General features: G+C 45.7%; 18 protein-coding genes. 17 read left to right on the forward strand and 1 reads right to left on the reverse strand.

Going from position 1 to position 21,435, the window contains the following annotated elements; translation table 11 throughout:
• Positions 1-3 precede the first annotated feature (3 nt).
• Positions 4-1,095 carry a phage shock protein operon transcriptional activator gene (gene pspF / locus C2M17_RS01610; RefSeq protein ID WP_105199138.1) on the reverse strand — a complete coding sequence of 364 codons (1,092 nt, stop codon included), beginning with the start codon at positions 1,093-1,095 and terminating at the stop codon, positions 4-6.
• Between the two features lie 189 nt (positions 1,096-1,284).
• On the opposite strand from pspF, the gene pspA reads away from it, so the two are divergent.
• The 17 genes from pspA to C2M17_RS01695 all read left to right on the forward strand — a co-directional run bounded on the left by pspA (position 1,285) and on the right by C2M17_RS01695 (position 21,402).
• Entirely contained in the window at positions 1,285-1,956 is a 672-nt protein-coding gene (pspA, locus tag C2M17_RS01615) for a phage shock protein PspA (protein WP_105199139.1), read from the forward strand.
• Between the two features lie 82 nt (positions 1,957-2,038).
• Positions 2,039-2,272 carry an envelope stress response membrane protein PspB gene (gene pspB, locus C2M17_RS01620; protein WP_105199140.1) on the forward strand — a complete coding sequence of 78 codons (234 nt, stop codon included), beginning with the start codon at positions 2,039-2,041 and terminating at the stop codon, positions 2,270-2,272.
• A complete protein-coding gene (pspC, locus tag C2M17_RS01625; protein ID WP_105199141.1) occupies positions 2,269-2,667 on the forward strand; it encodes an envelope stress response membrane protein PspC in 399 nt (132 codons plus the stop codon). The genes pspB and pspC overlap by 4 nt, the downstream gene beginning before the upstream one ends.
• A 76-nt stretch (positions 2,668-2,743) precedes the next feature.
• The gene (locus C2M17_RS01630) at positions 2,744-4,135 is read left to right on the forward strand and encodes a YcjX family protein (RefSeq protein ID WP_105199142.1); all 1,392 of its coding nucleotides are present in this window, start codon (positions 2,744-2,746) and stop codon (positions 4,133-4,135) included.
• A complete protein-coding gene (locus C2M17_RS01635) occupies positions 4,132-5,181 on the forward strand; it encodes a TIGR01620 family protein (RefSeq protein ID WP_105199143.1) in 1,050 nt (349 codons plus the stop codon). The genes C2M17_RS01630 and C2M17_RS01635 overlap by 4 nt, the downstream gene beginning before the upstream one ends.
• Positions 5,182-5,289: 108 nt before the next feature.
• Positions 5,290-6,474 carry a methionine gamma-lyase gene (megL, locus tag C2M17_RS01640; RefSeq protein ID WP_105199144.1) on the forward strand — a complete coding sequence of 395 codons (1,185 nt, stop codon included), beginning with the start codon at positions 5,290-5,292 and terminating at the stop codon, positions 6,472-6,474.
• A 237-nt stretch (positions 6,475-6,711) separates the two neighbouring features.
• The gene (gene phhA, locus C2M17_RS01645; protein ID WP_105199247.1) at positions 6,712-7,509 is read left to right on the forward strand and encodes a phenylalanine 4-monooxygenase; all 798 of its coding nucleotides are present in this window, start codon (positions 6,712-6,714) and stop codon (positions 7,507-7,509) included.
• Between the two features lie 10 nt (positions 7,510-7,519).
• Positions 7,520-7,864, forward strand: coding sequence for a 4a-hydroxytetrahydrobiopterin dehydratase (locus C2M17_RS01650; protein WP_105199145.1), 345 nt, complete (start codon positions 7,520-7,522; stop codon positions 7,862-7,864).
• A gap of 208 nt (positions 7,865-8,072) precedes the next feature.
• On the forward strand, positions 8,073-8,618 hold the full coding sequence (gene apt / locus C2M17_RS01655) for an adenine phosphoribosyltransferase (RefSeq protein ID WP_105199146.1): 546 nt from the start codon (positions 8,073-8,075) through the stop codon (positions 8,616-8,618).
• 3 nt (positions 8,619-8,621) lie between these two features.
• Entirely contained in the window at positions 8,622-11,114 is a 2,493-nt protein-coding gene (gene dnaX / locus C2M17_RS01660; protein ID WP_105199147.1) for a DNA polymerase III subunit gamma/tau, read from the forward strand.
• 56 nt (positions 11,115-11,170) lie between these two features.
• Complete coding sequence (locus C2M17_RS01665; protein WP_105199148.1) at positions 11,171-11,497, forward strand: YbaB/EbfC family nucleoid-associated protein; 327 nt, start codon at positions 11,171-11,173, stop codon at positions 11,495-11,497.
• 274 nt (positions 11,498-11,771) lie between these two features.
• Positions 11,772-15,206, forward strand: a complete 3,435-nt coding sequence (gene hsdR / locus C2M17_RS01670; protein ID WP_105199149.1) for a type I restriction-modification system endonuclease — start codon at positions 11,772-11,774, stop codon at positions 15,204-15,206.
• Positions 15,207-15,279: 73 nt separating this feature from the next.
• Positions 15,280-16,812, forward strand: a complete 1,533-nt coding sequence (locus C2M17_RS01675) for a class I SAM-dependent DNA methyltransferase (protein WP_105199150.1) — start codon at positions 15,280-15,282, stop codon at positions 16,810-16,812.
• The gene (locus tag C2M17_RS01680) at positions 16,809-18,122 is read left to right on the forward strand and encodes a restriction endonuclease subunit S (protein WP_105199151.1); all 1,314 of its coding nucleotides are present in this window, start codon (positions 16,809-16,811) and stop codon (positions 18,120-18,122) included. The genes C2M17_RS01675 and C2M17_RS01680 overlap by 4 nt, the downstream gene beginning before the upstream one ends.
• Before the next feature lie 41 nt (positions 18,123-18,163).
• Positions 18,164-19,099, forward strand: a complete 936-nt coding sequence (locus tag C2M17_RS01685; protein WP_158683961.1) for a hypothetical protein — start codon at positions 18,164-18,166, stop codon at positions 19,097-19,099.
• A 130-nt stretch (positions 19,100-19,229) separates the two neighbouring features.
• The gene (locus tag C2M17_RS01690) at positions 19,230-20,513 is read left to right on the forward strand and encodes a hypothetical protein (protein ID WP_105199153.1); all 1,284 of its coding nucleotides are present in this window, start codon (positions 19,230-19,232) and stop codon (positions 20,511-20,513) included.
• A 55-nt stretch (positions 20,514-20,568) separates the two neighbouring features.
• Positions 20,569-21,402: an HNH endonuclease gene (locus C2M17_RS01695; protein ID WP_105199154.1), complete on the forward strand. Its 834-nt coding sequence runs from the start codon at positions 20,569-20,571 to the stop codon at positions 21,400-21,402.
• Positions 21,403-21,435 lie beyond the last annotated feature (33 nt).

The raw sequence follows: 21,435 nt of genomic DNA on the forward strand, positions 1-21,435 counted from the left end.
GGGCTAAGCCTCTTGTTTTTGCTGCGAATCAAGCAAATTGTATTTCTTTAAATATCCTCTCAGTTGATGATACGTTAATCCGAGCATTTGTGCAGTTTTCTTTTGATTAAATTGACTAAATTTAAGCGCTTGGCGCAACAGTTCGGTTTCGTATTCGGCGGATAGCTGCTTTAGATCGCACGGGAAGCTAAAGCCAGGCAGGGTCGGGCTGCTCGATGCAGTTGCCGCGGCTGGAACATCAGAACTTGGTGTTTGCTCGTGAGCGCTTGATAAGGGCATAGCAGCTTTACGGTTACTCGAGGCTTGCGGTCGAAATGGACTGGCAAAAGGGTCGAGATGTATGCTGTGTACCGCCAGGTCTTCACTGCCGTGGCGATAAAGACTGCGCTCGATAACATTTTTCAATTCGCGCACATTACCGGGCCAGTGATATTCCAACAGAGCTTGTTTGGCGCGGGTGGTAAAGCCGCTGAAAAGCTCCCAGCCTAGGTTGCGGGCCATGTTGATGGCGAAGTGCTCTGCCAATAGCAGTATATCTTCCTGGCGCTCACGTAGCGGCGGCAAGGTGATCACATCAAAGGCCAGACGGTCGAGCAGGTCATGGCGAAAGTGCCCGCTCTCGGCCAGGCTGGGCAAGTCTTCATTGGTGGCACATATTAACCGGGTGTCGACCTTGATAGGCGCGCGGCCACCGACTCGTTCAAACTCACCATATTCAATAACGCGCAGTAGTTTTTCCTGCACCGCGGCGGGGGTATTGGCGAGTTCATCGAGGAACAGGGTGCCACCATTGGCGCGCTCGAAACGGCCTTCATGACGTTTGCTGGCGCCGGTAAAGGCACCGCTTTCATGGCCGAAAAGCTCGCTTTCAAGCAGGTTTTCATTTAAAGCCGCGCAGTTCAGGCTGACATAGTTTTGATCCCAACGGCGCGAGAGGTAGTGCAAACGGGCGGCGATCAGCTCTTTACCTGTACCGCGTTCACCAATAACCAGTACGGGCTTATCCAGCGGCGCCAGTTGTGAAACCTGATCGAGTACGGATAAAAAACTGTCTGATTGGCCGAGTAGATTGTCATTTTTACTAAACTGACTCATTTACACTAACTCTTAGTAATATTTGCTAAAGCTTAGTGTATTTCATTATTTGACGATTAGGAAGAGGTTTGTTAAAAGTGGTATAACTAAATGAAAAATATGGCTTTATTAAGTTATTTTAAAGTTGGCAAGCTACTTGATACCACCTAGAGTAGTCAACGAAGACTTCTACATTTGAGGTATAAGATTATGGGAATTTTCTCACGTTTTGCAGATATCGTTAATTCGAATATCAATGCCATTTTAGACAAGGCTGAAGATCCTGAAAAGATGGTACGCCTGATCATTCAGGAAATGGAAGACACCTTGGTTGAGGTGCGTTCTACTTCGGCAAAAACACTGGCGGAAAAGAAAGACCTTAGCCGTCGTTTAGAAACACTGAACAAACAGGTTGAGCAGTGGCAGGAAAAAGCCGAGCTGGCGCTGTCGAAAGACCGTGAAGACCTGGCTCGTGCTGCGCTTATCGAAAAGAACAAGGCGGCGGAAGCCCAAGTGGCTTTAGAGCGCGAGATGGAGCACGTTGAAGAGCACATCAATAAGCTACAGCAAGAGATCAGCACCTTGCAGGAAAAGCTAAGCGATGCCAAGGCCCGTCAAAAAGCCATTATTTTACGTCAGCGCTCGGTGCAATCGCGCCTTGATGTGAAGAAAACCCTTGATGGTAACAAGGTGCAGGATGCCCTTGATAAGTTTGAGCGTTACGAAACTAAAATCGACGGTTTAGAAGCCCAGGTTGAGTCTTACGAGCTAGGTCAAAAGTCACTATCCGACGAGATTGAACAGTTGGAAAAAGATGAGAAGATCGACGACGAATTGTCGGCGCTTAAAGCGAAAATGGGTAAAAGTGACAAAGCAGAATAACAATGATTAGTGGGCGAGCTCGACAAGTTTCACGGCTACGCCCACACTTATAATACGCCGAAGCAACAGGCAGGAGAGGAAGATGTTTGATTTAGAGTTATTAATGCCCCCCATAGTTATATTTATGATATTCGTGGCGCCGCTGTGGCTTATTCTGCACTACCGCAGTAAAAAGCAAGTAAGCCAGGGTTTGAGCGAACACGAGCATCGTCAATTGAATGAGCTGGCGCATAAGGCCGAAAAAATGGCCGAGCGTATTCATACGCTGGAAACCTTGCTCGATCAGGAATCTCCGCAGTGGAGGAATAAGGTATGAGCACTAAACGCGAACTCTATCGCGACCCCAAACGCGGTAAATTAGCCGGGGTGTGTGCGGGGCTCAGCGACTACTTTAATATCGAGCTGTGGCTGGTACGCATTATTTTTGTGACCGCCGTACTGCTTTCCGGTGGCTCACTGCCTGTCGTCGCCTATATTGCCGCCTGGTTTATTCTTGACATCAAACCTGCCGAGGATACCAAAGGTGAAGCCCAGAAAGCGGCACATGTGGGCGAAGTAAAAGCCAAGGTGTGGCAAAAGGGTGAGCCGCCGCGCAGGGCACTGAAAGATTTAAAAGAGTTTATGACGGATTTGGATACACGTATTCAACGTATGGAAACCCATGTGACCTCGCCAACCTTTACGGTGAGCCGAGAAATAAACAAACTCTAATAATCCCATCCTGCCCAATGGATAAGCTGACCCCGTCGGCTTATCCTTTTATTGTTATAAGGATAAAGGAGCTAATTTGTCCTACTCTCGCCTTGACACACTTAAAGATAAAGCTAAGAAAACACTGCAGCGCACCCTTGATGGTCATATCACACTGGCGGTGACCGGCCTGTCAGGCAGCGGAAAAACTGCGTTTATTACCGCCTTGGTACATCATTTAAGCGAGCAGGCCAATGATAAAAACCTGCCGTTTTTTCGCGTTATGCGTGAAGGACGCCATATAGCGACCGCCCAGGTGCCACAAAAAGCGCTGAATATTCCAACCTTTGGCTATCGTCATGCGATTGAAAGCATTACTCAGGAGCCACCACAATGGCCACAATCCACCAAGCGCATTAATACATTGCGCTTGGCCATGCGCTATCGTCCCGAACGCGGGCTGCGGGCGCAACTTGGCGACACCGCAACCCTGACCATAGATTTAATCGATTACCCCGGCGAATGGTTAATGGACTTACCCATGTTGAACATGGATTACGCCACCTGGAGTGAACGTCAGCTCACCATGCTCGATTCCAGAGTGCGTCGCGTCCATAGCGAGGCTTTTTTAGCGCAACTGGCTGACTTTGATAGTCAGGCTCAGGTGGACGAGGGGCAGCTTAAGGCGCTCAGCAATGAATATAAGCAGACGCTTACGGCCATAAAGGCCCATGCCCATGCCGCCAATTTGCAGCCCGGGCGCATGCTTATTCCAGGTGAACTGGAAGGGGCGCCGCTGTTGGCTTTTTTCCCATGCCCAACGCCGGATCTACAGGGCGAAAACACCCAGTACAAGCAGTTGGAAGCGCGCTTTGAGGCCTATAAAAATCAGGTGGTTAAGCCGTTTTATAAGGACTATTTCTGCCGTTTTGACCGCCAGGTGGTGCTGGTGGATTTACTTCAGGCATTAAAACTCGGTCCGGACATTTTTGCCGAGCAGGCCGAAGCCATTACCGAGCTACTGGCGTTTTTCGAATACGGTAAAAGCAACCTGTTGCGACGCTTGTTCCGCCCCAATATAGATAAGCTGTTGTTTGTGGCCAATAAGGCGGATCAGGTGGGGGTTAATTACCATCAGGATTTAGCCTTGCTGCTTCATGACTTAGTAAAGGCCAAGGCCAACGAGCTTGCCTTTGCCGGAGTTGAAGTGGACACCATGGCCATGGCCGGGGTGTGTGCCACCCAAAGCAAGATGGTGAGCGAGCAAGGGCGTGATCTGCACTGTATTTACGGTAAACCCTTGAATGAAGGAAACTGGCTCACCTATTTACCACCGCAACCGCCGAGGCATCGTCTAAGCGAAGGCCAGTGGCCAAAGCAAGGTTTTGATTATATTGATTTTGCGCCGCTGCCTGGCAATGACGGCAAGTTGCGTCATATGCGCCTCGACCATGCCTTAGAATTTTTATTGGGAGATAAGCTGCGATGAGCGACGAAGTAAAGTTGAGCGCCGGACGCCGCATACAAGAGCAAGGCCCTAAGCAGGTCGCAGAAGAACTAAAAGGTGCACAGATAGTGGCGCGCACCGAGCAGGCACCAATCAGTGATGAAGAAGCTGTGTTTGGTGATGAGTCTGAGCTTGAACAAAGTATTGAAACGACAATCAAGGGCCGCAAGGGCTCCTTGTTAAAACGCTTATTCGTATTTTTACTGCTGAGTTTAATCCTGGTGGAGACCGGGCTAAGCATTATGGCCAGCTTTGCCACCGCATGGTGGTTAGGCGCCTTATACAGCGCCGTGATCGCCTTGGCTGTGCTATTAATGGGGCGCTTGTTATGGCGTGAACTGGTGAATTTAAAGCGTTTAAAGGTCAACCAACATCATCAGCAGCAGGCCGAGCGTTTGCTCGAGAGCGAGCAAATAGGGCAGGCTTTGCCCTGGCTACAAAGTGTGAATCAAATTCAAACCCACCCAGAATTTGAAACTTTTAAGGCCCGCATTGGCGATCATTTAAGCGACCGCGAGGTGATGATCTTATATCGTGATACCTTGTTGGTCAGTCAGGACCAACAAGCTAAGCAGTTGATCAATCGTTATGCGGTGGAGTCTGCTGTGCTGGTGTCGGTCAGCCCTTTAGCCGTAGTCGATATGCTGGCGGTGCTGTGGCGCGGTTTAAAGCTTGTGGATACCTTGGCGAATAACTATGGCCTGGCGCTCGGTTATATGAGCCGGGTGCGTTTATACCGCAGTTTGCTTAAGCAGATGCTGTTTGTAGGCTCCACCGAAATGCTCGCAGATATGGCCGCCACTGCCTTTGGCGGCAAGTTGTTGAGCGTGTTGTCGACTCGGGCGGCGCAGGGCCTCAGTGCCGGCGTGCTCACCGCACGCATCGGCTATAAAACCATGGAGCTCTGTCGTCCCTTACCGCGGCTTGAAGCCAAACCTTCACTGCTTAGGGCCACGGTGAAAAGTTTGGCCAGTCGTCTGGCTCGCGCCGATAAGCAAAATAATGAAGAGCAAAAAAACGTCAACTAAGGTTGACGCTTTTTTGGCCCTAAAATGGTGTTAGCTGGCCGTCCAAGCGGCTAGCGTGCTTGTTTTTCAAACAATTATGCCCCTATTTTAAAAGAAAAAAGGTGCATTATGAGCAAACACACATACACAGACCAAACCCTTTGCATCCACAGCGAGCAAGGTCGACAGGATCCTCACAGGGCGCTGGCCGCGCCCTTATACCAAACCTCTACTTTTGTTTTCGACAATACAGCGCAAGGGGCCGCACGCTTTGCCGGTGAAGAAGCGGGTTATATTTATTCGCGCCTGGGCAACCCCACGGTACGTGAACTGGAAGAGCGACTGGCGGCACTTGAACAATGTGAAGATGCAGCGGCCTGTGCCACGGGTATGGGCGCGGTTTCGGCGGCGGTCATGAGCTTTTTAAGCGCCGGCGATCACCTGATCGCCTCCAGCACAGTGTATGGCTGCACCTATGCCTTATTCAGTCATCTGCTCACTCGCTATGGCGTAGAAGTGACCTTTGTCGATTTCAGTGATCTGGACGCCATTAAGGCGGCGCGCCGACCGAACACTAAAATGGTATTTCTGGAAACCCCGGCTAACCCGAATATGAGGGTGTATGATCTTGAGCAGATCTGTGCTTTTGCCAAAATGCATCAGTTGATAAGCGTTGTTGATAACACCTTCTTGACCCCGTTGTTGCAAAAACCGGCCACCTTGGGTGCGGATTTAGTAGTACACAGCGCCACAAAATACCTAAATGGTCATGGCGATGTAGTGGCAGGCTTGGTATGTGGCAGCGCCGAGCATATAGAAACCATAAAATTTACCGTGCTTAAGGACATAGGTGCGACCATGAGCCCGTTCGACGCCTGGTTGATCCTGCGTGGTTTAAAAACCCTGTCGGTACGCATGCAGGCGCATTGCCAAGGGGCACATAAGGTGGCCGAGTATTTGGCCGCTCACGAAAAAATTGAAAAGGTGTATTACCCAGGTCTGGCAGGGGACCCCGGCCATGCTTTTATCGGCACGCAGATGAAAGACGCAGGCGGGGTGATTGCATTTGAGCTTAAAGCCTCGTTAGAAAAGACGGAGACCTTTATTAATTCGCTTGAGCTTTGCACCTTGGCCGTGAGTTTAGGTGACACCGAAACCCTGATACAGCATCCGGCCTCGATGACACACTCCACCTATGAGCCTGAGCAGCGCCGCGCCGCCGGGATAAGCGATGGCCTGGTACGCATTTCCATTGGTCTTGAAGATGTTAATGAAATTATTGCGGATTTAGAAATGGGCTTGGCGTCCATTTAAAATCGCCTGTATCAAAAACGTTACACGTATTTATTGTGCACCCCTTTAAAATAAAGGGGTGTTTATTTTTCGAAACTAGGGTGTATTTATATCTTTACGTATTTATGGGTTTGCCCAAAACCCATATCGACTCCATCTATTACAAATTTTCGTACTTTTACTTAGTATCTGGTTAACACAGATTAGCTGCCAATGGCGTATTTAGGTGCGCGGTTGGTCGAAGATGCAAAGGTTATTATGGCTAAGTCAAGCAAGTATGTTTCCAAGACACCCGATGAAAACGGCGTGATCCACTGGAGCGATGAAGAAAACCAAATTTGGGCAGAACTGGTTGAGCGTCAACTGGCCTGTATCGAAGGCAAGGCGTGTGATGAGTACCTGGAAGGTTTAAAGAAAATTAACCTGCCACATGATCGTATTCCGCAGTTGCATGAGCTGAACGAAGTACTAGAGCGTGAAACCGGCTGGCAGGTTGCCCCTGTACCAGCGCTTATCGACTTTGATGAGTTTTTCCGCCTGTTGGCCAACAAGCAATTCCCGGTAGCGACCTTTATTCGTACCCGTGAAGAGTTCGACTATCTGCAAGAGCCGGATATTTTCCACGAGATCTTTGGTCACTGCGCCATGCTGACCAACCCGGATTTTGCCGAGTTTACTCATAAATACGGCCAGCTAGGCTATGCGGCGGATAAAAAAGACCGCGTATATCTTGCGCGTCTATACTGGTTTACCGTTGAGTTTGGTCTAATGCAAACCGAAAAAGGTCTGCGTATTTACGGTGGCGGTATCTTATCGAGCCCGGGTGAGACTCAGTATGTTTACGGTGATGAGCCGGAAATTAACCCAATGAATGTACAGGATGTGCTGCGCACGCCTTACAGAATCGATATTATGCAACCTGTTTACTACACCATTAACTCTATCCATGATTTATTTGATATTTCTCAAATGGATTTAATGGCGTTAGTAGCTAAAGCAAAAGAATTAGGCTTGTTTGAGCCAAAATTTCCCCCTAAAGAAAAATTAGCAAGTTAAGGAATTAGTAATGTCTGAATTAAGCGCACAAAAATGTGAAGCGTGTCGTGCGGATGCGCCTAAGGTGTCAGATGATGAATTGGCAGTATTGATCAGAGATATCCCTGAGTGGGTGCCTGAAGTACGTGATGGCATTATGCAGCTTGAGCGTGTATTTAAGTTCAAAAACTTCAAGCAAGCACTAGAGTTCACTAATCTAGTAGGCGCCATGGCTGAAGAAGAAGGTCACCACCCAGGTCTTCTGACCGAGTGGGGCAAGGTAACCATCACTTGGTGGTCACACTCTATTAAAGGTTTGCACAAGAATGATTTCATCTGTGCGGCCAAAACAGACGCGGTTTTTGCTGCTCTGTAATTAAATACTTCCGTGTTTGAGCCACCTCGCTACTTGCTAGCCAGGTGGCTTTTTTGTTTTTCACATTGTGTTAAAGCAACTAAAAAGGGGCTCGCCGGCACATTATCCCCCCGTGTATTGAACCCCCTGTGATAGCGCCCAAGCATGTATCTTCAAATCGTTTGGGTATATAATGCAGCGCTAAACAAAACAAAACATGAAATGAGTTATGAGCGCTGCTGATCTTGATTACATCAAGCAATCCATTGCCACGGTTGCCGATTATCCTAAACCGGGCATTATGTTCCGTGACGTTACCAGCCTGTTAGCCGACCCCAAGGCATTACAACTGACCATAGATCACATGGTGAATAAGTATAAAGACCTGGGCTTTACCAAGATCATTGGTACCGAATCTCGTGGCTTTATCTTTGCCGCACCTTTGGCTTATGTGTTAGGTGTGCCTTTTATTCCGGTGCGTAAGCCGGGCAAATTACCTCGTGCGGTCATTGCACAAAGCTACCAGTTAGAATATGGTGAAGATACCCTGGAGCTGCACCAAGACGCCATAGTGGCCGGTGATAAGGTATTGTTAGTTGATGATTTATTAGCAACTGGCGGCACCATTGAAGCCACCGCTAAACTCGTTGCCAAGCTTGGCGGCGAAGCAACACATGCTGCCTTTGTTGTCTCCTTACCTGATTTAGGTGGTGAGCAACGCGTGCGCCAACAGGGAATTGACGTATTTAAACTAGTCGAATTCGAAGGCGATTAAGCAATGAGCTATCAGGTTCTGGCCAGGAAATGGCGACCGCAAACCTTTCACCAACTTGTTGGTCAAGACCATGTTAAACAAGCTTTGGTTAACGCGCTAAATGAGCAGCGTCTGCACCATGCCTATTTGTTTACCGGGACGCGAGGCGTAGGTAAAACCACCATCGCCCGTATCTTTGCCAAGAGCCTGAACTGTGAGCAGGGCATTTCCGCTCAGCCCTGCGGCCAATGTAGCACCTGCTTAGATATCGAAGCGGGTAAGTACATAGATCTTATCGAAATCGATGCGGCATCGCGCACCAAGGTTGAAGACACGCGGGAAATCCTCGATAACGTGCAATATGCACCAACACGAGGTCAATTTAAGGTGTACCTTATCGATGAGGTGCACATGCTTTCCAAACACAGCTTTAACGCGCTGTTAAAGACGTTGGAAGAGCCCCCCGAACATGTGAAGTTCCTGCTGGCGACGACCGATCCGCAAAAATTACCGGTAACCATCTTATCTCGCTGTTTGCAGTTTAATCTAAGCGCCTTATCTGTACCGCAGATCAGCACCCAGCTGCAGCATATTCTTGGCCAGGAACAAATCCATTACGAAGACTCGGCACTGGCTGTATTGGCTAAGGCTGCCGATGGTAGTATGCGCGATGCCTTAAGCCTGACCGACCAAGCCATAGCCCAAACCAATGGGCAGCTGGTGGAAGAAGCGGTCAAAGACATGCTTGGCCTGATGGATGTGCGTTTTGCCCAGCAGCTACTGAGTGCCGTGCTTCTGCACGATGGCGCCGAGCTGATGCAGCAAACCCGAGCCTTAGCGCAGCGCAACCCAAATTATGTTGCGGTGCTGGATGACTTATTAAACCTGATGCATAGCATTCAGCTGACTCAGTTGGTGCCCAGCGCCGCGGCGCTTAGCGAGCGCGACGCCGAATACGTAAGTGCGGCGGCCAGCAGCGCCGACCCTCAGCATATTCATACTCTGTATCAACTGCTGTTAAGCGGTAAACGTGATTTGCAATGGAGCAGCTCACCACAGGTGGGCTTTGAAATGCTGATGTTACGTTTATTGGCCTTCGAGCCGGCGGCCTTGGCCTCCATGCCAACAGCGCCAGCGAATTTGGCCGAAATGGCCAGCCCTAAGGCCTCGGGACAAGAGCAAGCGGCTAATTTGCGTGCCATGCTGGCGCGTAATAATAATGAGCTGGCTTCAGCGCCAAAAGCTGCTAAGCCAGAGCCTGTGTCCGCACTTGTGGCGACACCCGTGGCTACACCTGCGACAGCGCCGGTCGCTGCACCTGAAGTACCTTCTGCATCCTCTGCACCCACTGTAGAAATGGATGAGGAAGTGGCGCAGGAGCAAGAAGCGGCGGCGCAATTTGATGCCGTGCTACAACAGGCTCAAGAGTTAGGTTATCAGGGCGGCGAGCCAGTGCAGCCTAATACAGCAGAGCCTGGGTTCCAGCACCAAGCAGCGTTAGAGCAAGCACCTCAGGGTGCTGTTCAAGAACAAGACCAAGTGCAAGCGCAACCCCACATTGAGCAGATGCAGTCAGTAAGCATTGAGCAAATGCAGCCAGTAAGTCCAGAGCAGGACAGTCAAGGTCAGGCGGCGCCGGCCGAGCAGCTGCATGCCTTGGAAGAGCAAACTCAATCGGCCATCGCCCGTATTCTGCAAAACCGTAAGCTGGCAACGCCTTCGGCAACGCCTGCGCCTGCAGCCGCAGCTGGCCAAAGGGCGCAAAGCCGCCATGAAGTGACCCAAGGCGGCGATGACCTAAAAAAGGCAGCGGCCCGGGGTGAGCGGGCCGAACTAAGCGCATCACCAAGTTATTTTGATACCTCAGTAGCAACTGTAGTTGCCCCCGCAGTTGCCACGGCAGAGCCTGCTCAGCAACAGCAACAGCAACAGCAACAGCAACAGCTAGAAGCGGCCAAGCGTAAGCAAACGCCGGCGCAGCGCCTGCTTGACAGGCATCAGCCGGACCCGCAAAAGCTGGCCCCCGAGCTGTTGCAACAATTGCAGGCACCGGTGACAAATGCCGAGGCGCAAGAGCAGCCTTTGGTGATCCCTGTGCCTGAGGGCTTTACCAGCAGTATCAGCGACATTAAATTCGCCCATCAGCAAGATGCCTGGGCGGCCTTAATAGACGAGATGAATTTAGGTGGGCGTACCCGTCAGTTTGCTTTGCAAAGCTGCTACCGTAAGGAACAAAATCAGGTGTTTTTGCAGGTCGACGCCAGTCAGCAACACCTGGATGGCCCGGCGTTGCGCGAACGCTTGGTGCAGTGTTTTAGCGAGCAACTGGGCGAGCCCATCGAATTGCATATAGATTTTAGCCCCGAGGTAGCGGGTACACCGAAACTGATCCAAGAAGCGCTCGACGCCCAGCGTTTGCAACAGGCGGTGGAGGCCATGCACAGCGATCACAATGTGCAGCGCTTAATGACGCAATTTTCGGCGAACCTTGATGAAAACTCGGTGCAGCCATTGTAATTTTTCCTCGCTGGCCTTATCTTTGCCAGCATAGATTTAAATGAAGAGAGAACACTATGTTTAAAGGTGGAATGGGTAACATGATGAAGCAAGCGCAGATGATGCAAGAGCGCATGCAAAAAGCCCAAGAAGAAATCGCAAACTTAGAAGTAACAGGTGAAGCCGGTGCCGGCCTGGTTAAAGTAACCATGCTGGGTAGCCACAATGTACGTCGCGTTGAGCTAGATGAGAGCTTGATGGAAGACGACAAGGACATGATTGAAGACTTGCTTGCCGCGGCCTGTAACGACGCCGTACGTCGTGTAGCCGAAGAAAGCCAAAAACGCATGTCAGAAGTAACCGGTGGTATGAATCTACCTCCTGGCTTCAAAATGCCGTTCTAATAAAGAACCATATAAAAATTAGCGCCTTATGGCGCTATTTTTTTGCCTGAAATATAAGAGACCAATTAGATACCATAATTAAGTAAAAATGCTCCAAATATCCGACCAATATCTGATATCAATAGAAAGCGAAATAGTCCTAGCAATCATTGCCTAGAAGAGCGTTTTGATACTGACAACTGGTATAAAAAATGCTAATTTTTCAGAGCACTTATGTTGTCGTAAAGCGCATTACAAGTGTTTGCCTCGGAGTATATAAAGTAAAGGACTAAAGATGGATCAAACGAGCAACTTCGATTTTCTAATAAAACATCATGATTGGCTTTTTAAACTAGCCGAAAGTGCTGAAAGAAACTTTTCACCCGACCCCAACACCTCTCTTATTAAAATGCGTCAGCTTGGTGAAGCAATTGCTCAAGCTATTGCTGCACGTATAGGTGTTGAAGCTGGTAGTAATGTTAAACAAATCGATCTACTCCGAGATATAGATTATAAACTTCGCCTTGATGACAACGTCCGCGATGCTTTTCATACCATTCGTAAGCTGGGGAACACAGCAACCCATACCTTTGATAGTAATAGTCACCGCGATGCACTTAAATCGTTGATGGTTGGTCATGCTCTTTCGATGTGGTTCCACATTACTTTCGGTGGTGAAAGTGCAAAAGGCTTTAAAATTAAAAAATTTATAAAGCCACAAGACCCTTCAGAATATGTCCGTCGGTTAGAAGAGCTAGTTTCAAGGTTGCATACTGAGTCACAACGAACAGACGAGCGTTTAAAAACGGCTGAAGAACTAAGCCGAATGGAAGCTGAAAAGGCAAAAGCTGAGCGTGAACGTGCGCAGAGAATGGCAGCAGACCGTGCTGTTTGGGAAAAGTTAGCTGAAGAGCATGAAGCAAAATTAGCCGAGTATCGAGCAAAAATGGATGCTGCTAACATTGAATACTTCCAAACTTTTGTCACTAAAACTAAAGAAGAGCAAGCAGCAGAACTTAAGCGCATTGAAAAATCGCCATTCGAGATGGATGAAGCTGAAACACGCGTTGTTATTGATCAGCAACTCGTTGATGCAGGTTGGGAAGCCGACACAGAAAATCTGCGCTATTCAAAAGGGTCTCGCCCTGAGCAGAATAAAAACAAAGCCATTGCAGAGTGGCCGACCAAATCAGGCCCTGCTGATTATGCTTTGTTTATTGGTATGACTTTGGTTGGTGTGATTGAGGCAAAGAAAACAGCCAAAAATGTTTATGGTGCAATTGACCAAGCAAAACGCTATGCCAGTGGTGTAGAGCAATTACCAGAAGATGTTCAAACATCACAATATGGTGAATTTAATGTTCCCCTTACCTTTGCAACCAATGGCCGCGCTTACCTTAAGCAGTTAGAGCAAGAAAGTGGGATTTGGTTTTTAGATGTGCGCGACACAACTAATCGTCGTAAAGCATTAAAAGGCTGGTATTCGCCGCAAGAGGTTAAAACCTATCTTCGCCAAACGCCACAGCAGGCCAACGCTGAGCTTGACGACATGGGATTTGAGTATGAGCTAATTCTTCGTCCATATCAAAAGCAAGCCATTTTAAATGTTGAGCAAGCCATTAAAGGCGGCAAAGACCGCGCAATGGTGGCGATGGCAACAGGCACAGGGAAAACAAAAACCTGTATTGCATTAGTTTATCGATTGCTAAAAGCAGAAAGGTTCCGTCGTATTCTATTTTTAGTTGACCGAAGCGCGTTGGGCGAGCAAGCTACAACTGACTTTGGCGAAGTGCGAATGGAAAACCTAAACACGTTTGCCGATACGTTTGAAGTGTTAGGTATAGAACAAGATAAGTCACCAAAACCTAATCCAGAAGAAGATACAAAAGTTCATATCGCTACCGTGCAAGGCTTAGTTAAACGCATCATGTACCCAAGTGACGATGGTGCCAAGCCAGGTGTAGGTCAGTATGACTGTATTGTTGTTGACGAATGTCACCGAGGTTACCTACTGGACAGAGAGCTTAGCGACACAGAAATAAAATTCCGTGACCAAAAAGACTATATGTCAAAGTATCGTGCGGTTATTGAATACTTTGATGCGTTTAAAGTGGGTTTAACAGCCACGCCTGCACTTCATACTAAGGAAATTTTTGGTGATCCTGTATTTACCTATAGTTATACCGAGGCGGTTATTGATGGTCACTTAGTTGACCACTTACCTCCTACGCGCATTCATACAAAATTAAATTCGGACGGTATTAACTATCAAATAAACGAAGAAGTGCAGGTTTACGACCCTAAAACTCAGCAGTTGGATTTAATCAATACGCCTGATGAGCTTAACTTTGACGTTGCCCAGTTTAATCGCAAAGTCATAGCACCTGAATTCACTAAAGCCGTGTGTAAATGGCTGATAGAAAGTGATTCACTTGACCCATACTCACCCGAAAAGTCTTTGATTTTTTGCGTAACAGATAAACATGCTGACGAAGTAGTTGAAGCGCTTAAAGAAGCTTGTGAAGCGTATCACGGTGAAGTCGATGATGACATGATCCAAAAAATAACAGGCGCTTCGGATAAACCACTCGAAAAAATACGCCGCTATAAAAACGACAGATTACCCAATATTGCTGTAACCGTTGATTTGCTTACAACAGGCGTAGACGTCCCCGCAATTTGTAATCTTGTATTCTTACGTCGTGTTAACAGCCGTATTTTGTTTGAACAAATGCTTGGTCGTGCCACTCGTCGTTGTGATGATATAGCCAAGGAACGTTTTCGCATTTTCGATGCGGTAGATATCTACAAGCAACTTGAGAAAGTAAATACCATGAAGCCTGTAGTTACTAAAGTAGATATCACCTTTAGTGAGCTTGAAACAGAAATAACTCAAAGTGCAGATCCAAGCTTGCAGCAATTAGCCAAAGACCAGTTTTTAGCTAAGTTGCAAAGTAAAAAGAACTATTTGTCATCAAGCCAAAACCAAGACTTCGAGCGTATTGTTGGCAAACCGCCAAAAGAGTTTGCTGCTGAGCTAAAAGAAATGAAGTTGAGCGATGTCGCTGACTGGTTTGTTAAGCACCCAGGACTTGGCGAGCTACTTGATATGAAAATCTCAGGTACGGGTAGTAATAACAAAATTGTTATATCGTCGCACTCTGATGAAGTTATAGACACGTCAACAGGGTATGGCAGTGGTCAAAAGCCAGAAGACTACCTTTCATCATTTAATCAATTCATCAATGCCAACAGTAACCGCATGGTAGCGATTCAAACGGTCATTACACGCCCTTGGGAGCTAACACGAGACAGCCTAAAAGAACTGGCACTCGAATTAGAGAAAAATGAATTCAGAGAAGAAGACTTAAAAGTAGCGTGGAAAGAGGTTAAAAACGAAGACATCGCAGCACGTATTATCGGCTTTATCCGCCAAGCGGCTATCGGTGAAGCACTTGTTCCTTACGAGCAACGTGTTGATAGGGCACTCGACAAAATACTATCAAGTCAGCCCTGGAAAAAGCCACAGCGAGAATGGCTCGAAACCATCGCAGCACAGATGAAAGCTAATATCATAGTGGATGAATCAAACCTCAACGAAGGTATTTTCAAACAGCGTTTAGGCGGTGTAAAACGCGCCACTAAGTTATTTGAGCAACCCATTATTGAGTTATTGGGCGAATTTAATAAAGCCATTTGGTCAGGCAACGAGCAACAGCAATCAGCATAGTAAGATATACTAAGCGCATTATCAGTCGGGTTTAATTCGGATATTAGCCCCGACACTTTTTAAGAGCAGTAGTATGAGCACACAAGATTTAATTAACAAACTCTGGAACCTTTGTAACCTATTACGTGACGATGGTGTTACCTACCACGAGTACCTCAATGAGCTGACCTACCTTATCTTTTTAAAAATGGTCGAAGAAACAGGCCAAGATGAACTCATCCCAGAGGGATACCGCTGGTCTGATATAGAAAAGTTTAACGCTGCAACTCGCCTCGAAGAATATAAAAAGTTGCTTATTCACTTAGGCTCTCATGGGTCATTAATCACTAAAGCAATCTTTGCCAACGCAGCCACCTGTATTCGTAAACCTGCAACGCTCAATAAACTCGTTACCGAAATTGATAACCTAGATTGGTACTCGGCTAAGCAAGAAGGTTTAGGCGATATGTACGAAGGCTTGTTAGAAATTAACGCCAGCGAGAAAAAGTCAGGCGCAGGCCAATACTTCACACCGCGCGTATTGATTGAGGTAATGGTCGAACTGTTAAAACCGACACCAAAAGACAAACGCAATGGTCAAAAGGGGGATGTGATTGTAGACCCAACCGCTGGCACTGGTGGTTTCTTAATTGCGGCACACCAATACATGGAAGAAAACTTTGATGTAACAGGGTTAGATGAGCAAGACTACGACCACTACCAACATCAAACCTTTTTTGGTATGGAGCTAGTGCCAGATACGCGTCGCCTAGCGATGATGAACCTGATGCTGCACGACCTAGCGGTAGACGATAACAATGCAGGCGTTTTGTTTGGTGATACCTTGTCTAACGAGGGCAAAGCTTTACCAAAAGCGAGCGTTATATTGGCAAATCCACCTTTTGGTACAAAGCAAGGTGGGGGAGTGCCCACTCGTGATGACTTAGTGCATTACACTTCTAATAAGCAGCTCGCGTTCTTACATGCCATGTACCACAGCATGTTAAAGCCAGGCGGCCGCGCCGCAGTCGTTTTACCCGACAATGTATTATTTGAAGGCTCAACTGGGCGCAAAATTCGCAACGATTTAATGGAAAAGTGCAACCTGCATACGATTTTAAGACTACCAACGGGTATCTTCTACGCAGCAGGTGTAAAAACCAACGTGCTATTTTTTGAAAAGCCAGCAGATATTAACAAAGACAAAGGTAACACCAAAAAAGTATGGGTCTATGATCTTCGTGCCAATATGCCACAATTTGGTAAACGCACCGTTTTAACCAAAGCCCACTTCGCAGAGTTTTATCAAGCCGTTGGCAGTGATTTAACTCAAGTAGATGAAGCTAAGCGCCAAGCCTTTATTGATAAGCATAAAGACGGCAGTGATGTGGGTGATGTTGATACCTGCCGCTTACGTTGTTTCACCCGTGAAGAAATTACCGCAAAAGACGATTCACTCGACCTTGCTTGGATTCGTGATGACAGCATTGAAGATGCTGCCAACTTGCCAGAGCCGGATGTGTTGATTAATGAAGCGATAGAAGAGCTAGCAGGAGCGATTACCGATTTACAGTCTATTTTAGTAGAGCTAGATGCAGCAGAAGAAACTGACGAGGTTGTTGTATGAGCCAATTGCCCATAGGATGGACAAAATCTACTTTAGGTGAATTTGTAAAGCTTAAAAACGGTTTTGCTTTTAAAAGTAAAGATTATGTAGAAGCTGGAGAAAATACTGTTCCAGTAGTGCGAATTTCAGATATACAAAATGGTAAAGCATCCACTGAAGCCGCTTCGCATATTGACTCGTCAAAAATAAATTCAAAGTTTTTGGTAACTAAGGGCGATTTACTTATCGCTATGTCGGGAGCGACAACAGGTAAAACAGGTGTATTTAACTCAGATGTAGAAGCTTACCAGAATCAGCGAGTTGGAAATCTAAAACTGGTAGATGAAGAGAATTCTTGTCCAAGATTTCGCAATTACTTGATTAAAAGCCTTCAAAAAGAAATTCTCAAAAAGGCTTATGGAGCTGCGCAGCCCAATATTTCAGCAAAGGATTTGGCCGAAATCGAGGTAAACTTAGCTCCTTTTATAGATCAAAAACGCATTGCAGATAAACTGGATTCAGTATTAGCCAAAGTCGAAGCAGCGCAAGCTCGCCTCGATAAAATCCCAACCATCCTAAAACGCTTCCGCCAATCCGTCCTCGCCGCCGCAACCTCCGGCGAGCTCACCAAAGACTGGCACGATGAGAATCAAGTTCCAGATTGGGCAACAATTAAAGTCTCAGACATTGTTGAAAAAATTGAAGCTGGCAAAAATATCAAATGCCAAGAGCGTCCTCCAGAAGCAAATGAATTTGGAATAATTAAAATTAGCGCTGTGACTTGGGGTGTTTATAACGAAGACGAAAGTAAGACCTTAAACGACAACTCACTATTCCTAGAAAATAGAAGAGTACAAGTAGGGGATTTTTTAATTTCCAGAGCCAACACTCTCGAATTGTTGGGGATGCCAGTAATAGTTCACGAAACCAATAGGAATCTAATGCTAAGTGATAAAGTTCTCCGTTTGGTAATGAATGATAGCGATAAAGAATGGTTGAACATCTTTTTGAGGTCGCCATCAGGTAGGAAAGAAATTGAAAGTCGCGCCACTGGTAACCAGCAATCAATGAGAAACATTGGACAGAAAGCACTACTAGATATTGATTTATTGTTTCCTAGTGAACAAGAGAAGTTTGAGATAGTTAGGGTTGCAAATGAACTGTTTGAACACGCTAATGTAGTAGAAAAGCAATACAGCGCCGCCAAAGCTCGCTTAGACAAACTGACGCAATCAATACTGGCAAAAGCGTTTCGTGGCGAGTTGGTGTTGAGTAAACTTGATAAAGAAGTTGATGAAGCTTTACAAGCGGCTGAAACCGTCGCTGTTTAAGATGACAAAGAGAGAATAATAAGATTAAGGATAACAACCCAGTGACACAAGAAGCGCAACTCGCCTCTGATCTAACTAGGGCAATGCAAGCCAGCAATGTTGATGCAACCATAGCTTTGCTAGAAAAAGCATTGGATACATTTGAACAACTTGGTGTGCAAACAAAACACCAAGTATTGTTAGAAGCGGTATCCAATCGCATTACCATGTTACTTGATAGAGATATGGAAGCGCTCGCTAAGGCTGATATCTTCAGCTATAACGTGCAGCAGGCATCTGTTTACCCATTGACTAAATCACCCGATGACCTATTTAATCATGGGCTTTTGTACCAAGATTCAGCTGATTATATCTTGGCTGATAAAGCGCTGGCACGTCACTTTTTAGTAGAGTTTGCACAGGGTAAGCTATCACTTAATGACAATGATGTTGCCTTGAATTGCTTTATTCAGCTTTATCAACAATGCCTGCAAGATAGTCACTATGCAGACTTACTTATGTTAGTAGATGAAGCGCTTAATTTTATTGAGAGTAATCTTGATGATTTGGCAGGCTTTGATGAATTTGAGCAGTTCGATGTAAATGACTTTAGTCTTCACCATAAAGACCTAAATTTTTATGACTCAGTAGGGCCTTATCCTTTTTTAGTTACGGTGTCAGAAATAGCGCGAAGTTATGCGATGCGTGGTTACTACCAAACAATGGTTAACTACCTCCGTGATAGGCAAGCGGTTAATTTTGAATTGGTTGATACGTTTATTACATTAAGCCCGATAGAAGATGAGCAATTAAAACCTTGGCTAGGTGAAATGCGAGAAAGCCCTGAGCATGAGACGCGGGCTTTGTTCTCACCACAACCTAATGGTTTTATTGAGTATCGCTTTAACAAACTAGGTGCTGCGATCCCTGAATTTAGAGAAGCAGGGCATAAATCAGCGAAAGCTTTTTTAGATTATGTGTTTCAGGCGAAAAGTTAAGACAACAAACTCAACAGGGTGTCATTGAAATATTCAATGGTAGCGCCTGCATGAGTTGTTGATTTCGAACTGATGTTTGTTCAATAACGGTATCCGTTATCCCCACTGAAGATGTAGGTATATTCAAGGAATGGTAAAAGATTTAGTTAAAAGCTGGTTCAGTGATAACAAAGTAAAGATCACAAGCCCTGTACTCGGAGCCTTCATGGGAGCCTGGGTGCTTTTCAACTGGAAGCACTTCTTGTTGTTATTCTGGGGGAAAGGTGACCTAGAAGTAAGGCTAACAGCATTTGAAAAAGTGGTCACGTGGTCAAATTGTAGTATGTGGTTGTGGCCTTTATTAGTCGCATTAGTTTATGCCTTTGGCTTACCCTATTTGAATGTACTAAGTCACAAGATATTGAAGCAGGCTGAAGAGTGGCGGCATGATGAAGTTGTAGATATTGATATTATAAAAGCCAAGAAAAAGGCAGAATTAAATGAAGAACTGTATAAAGGTGATCCTGCTAATCCTTACTTGGGTAGAAAGCTAGAAGCTGAGTTGAAACAAAAAGATGCTGACGCTGAAAAGGCTCGTGCAGATGCGGATAAAGCAGCCGCTGAATCCAAAGAAGCTATTGCTAAACGAGAAAAAGCAGAGTCTGAAGCACAACAAGAAAAAATTAAAGCTTCTCAAGCACAACGTAAAGAAGAGAGAGAACAACACTCTCATGAGATTGCTAAAGCAAAGCACCATCAAGAGATAGTGAACTCGCACTTTCCAACACTTTATTTATTTCTAGATACACTATCTAAGTCATTAATGGACGATGATCTTCATGTATCAATAGGGCTAATGTCAGAGGCTGTAGCCACTTGTTTTGGCTACGATAATGTTGATGCAATGCTCACTGATAATTCTTTTACAATTAGGCAATTAGAAGAGCTAACCTGTGTTGTATATGATGACAATCAATTATTGAATGATTTGAAGAACGTTATTCAAAAACACAAAGAGCCAATTGATGAGGGTGCATTATTTGATCATTTAGTTGGGATGTTTGAGTTAGTCGATAAATTTAGGTTTATTTCGTCTGATCTCATGGAAGATGTTGCGAAAGAATTTATAGATGATACTAGCAATGTATTCGAACTAGTTAATCATGAAGCTGTTAGTGGCCCAATAGCCGAGACAAATGCACATTCTTTTGGTGTTGAACATACAGATTTTATTGATATTGATAAAACTACTGAAGGGTATTTCTTAGCGGAAGCCTCTGCGGATATTCAGGGCGAAATGGATGATGATAGAGCATATTCTGGACATGAAATAAACGTGAATTTTCAGTACGTGTATAAACCTATTATTGGTCGAAACGGTTATGGAGTGCCAGAAATTGAAGAAGTGTCAGCTTCTCTAAATAGAGAGTATTAGCGCGCTAACTAAAATTTAAAAGTTATACGGATGTGCATAGTACAAGCGGCGACTTATGAAAATTGAACAAGAGTTTAAAGATTTAAGACCAGTTACAAAGCAAAACATTATGGAACTGGTTTCTCAAGCAGGTATTGACACCAGTGATTGGGGAAACTTTGCAGGGAAGTATGCCGCCAGCAATCCTAAATACTGTTATAACTGGTCATTTGAAGATCTTGTTGAAAACGTCATAGCAGTGAACCTTTGGTACGATCGAATCAAATTAATTGACGGTGAGATTCTATGCGAGTTTAACCCAAGACTTATTAACAGTGACAATGTTAGAAAGCAGAGAGTTAAGCATCTAGATAGATCAATAGCCAAGGCATTTAAGTGTAGAATACCGCTGAGGGTAATTTTGCTAGGTAAGGAAGAAGGTAGCAAAAGACCTGACTACAGAGCACTTGATTCAAAATATTGGTATGTTCACAGTTACGATGATAATGGAAATTGCAAGATAGTTAGAGATAAATCTCAACAAGAGTTTGTCGACCAATTTACTTATATTGATACCAATATAGAACCCCCTTCAAAAGCTGAGTCAACCGCAAGTTCTTACCGTAGGAGTAGAGTCGTTAGAGAACAGGTTTTGTTGCGTGCACAAGGCTACTGTGAGTATTGCAATGCAAAGGGTTTCATAACTAAAGTTGGCTCAGTGTACTTAGAGAGTCATCATATAATTCCTTTATCAGAGGGGGGAGATGATGATTTAAAAAATGTAATAGCTCTTTGCCCAAATCACCACAGAGAAGCTCACTATAGTGAAGAGGCGGTACAATTAAGAAATGCTTTTTTCAAAAAAATTGAAAGAAAATCTTCATGGGTTGAGTCTGAGTTAAGTAAATAAATTTGGATACCAAATAGATACCAAAAATTTAGA

The sequence above is a fragment of the Pseudoalteromonas sp. T1lg10 genome, from assembly GCF_002964545.1.
GTDB lineage: Bacteria > Pseudomonadota > Gammaproteobacteria > Enterobacterales > Alteromonadaceae > Pseudoalteromonas.

Bases quoted from the DNA above. Each gene is read 5' to 3' on its own strand.
- apt (WP_105199146.1), top strand. From the start codon at position 8,073: ATGAGCGCTGCTGATCTTGATTACATCAAGCAATCCATTGCCACGGTT.
- C2M17_RS01635 (WP_105199143.1), top strand. From the start codon at position 4,132: ATGAGCGACGAAGTAAAGTTGAGCGCCGGACGCCGCATACAAGAGCAA.
- C2M17_RS01695 (WP_105199154.1), top strand. From the start codon at position 20,569: ATGAAAATTGAACAAGAGTTTAAAGATTTAAGACCAGTTACAAAGCAA.
- dnaX (WP_105199147.1), top strand. From the start codon at position 8,622: ATGAGCTATCAGGTTCTGGCCAGGAAATGGCGACCGCAAACCTTTCAC.
- hsdR (WP_105199149.1), top strand. From the start codon at position 11,772: ATGGATCAAACGAGCAACTTCGATTTTCTAATAAAACATCATGATTGG.
- phhA (WP_105199247.1), top strand. From the start codon at position 6,712: ATGGCTAAGTCAAGCAAGTATGTTTCCAAGACACCCGATGAAAACGGC.
- C2M17_RS01690 (WP_105199153.1), top strand. From the start codon at position 19,230: ATGGTAAAAGATTTAGTTAAAAGCTGGTTCAGTGATAACAAAGTAAAG.
- C2M17_RS01675 (WP_105199150.1), top strand. From the start codon at position 15,280: ATGAGCACACAAGATTTAATTAACAAACTCTGGAACCTTTGTAACCTA.
- pspA (WP_105199139.1), top strand. From the start codon at position 1,285: ATGGGAATTTTCTCACGTTTTGCAGATATCGTTAATTCGAATATCAAT.
- megL (WP_105199144.1), top strand. From the start codon at position 5,290: ATGAGCAAACACACATACACAGACCAAACCCTTTGCATCCACAGCGAG.
- pspB (WP_105199140.1), top strand. From the start codon at position 2,039: ATGTTTGATTTAGAGTTATTAATGCCCCCCATAGTTATATTTATGATA.
- C2M17_RS01665 (WP_105199148.1), top strand. From the start codon at position 11,171: ATGTTTAAAGGTGGAATGGGTAACATGATGAAGCAAGCGCAGATGATG.
- pspC (WP_105199141.1), top strand. From the start codon at position 2,269: ATGAGCACTAAACGCGAACTCTATCGCGACCCCAAACGCGGTAAATTA.
- pspF (WP_105199138.1), bottom strand. From the start codon at position 1,095: ATGAGTCAGTTTAGTAAAAATGACAATCTACTCGGCCAATCAGACAGT.
- C2M17_RS01650 (WP_105199145.1), top strand. From the start codon at position 7,520: ATGTCTGAATTAAGCGCACAAAAATGTGAAGCGTGTCGTGCGGATGCG.
- C2M17_RS01680 (WP_105199151.1), top strand. From the start codon at position 16,809: ATGAGCCAATTGCCCATAGGATGGACAAAATCTACTTTAGGTGAATTT.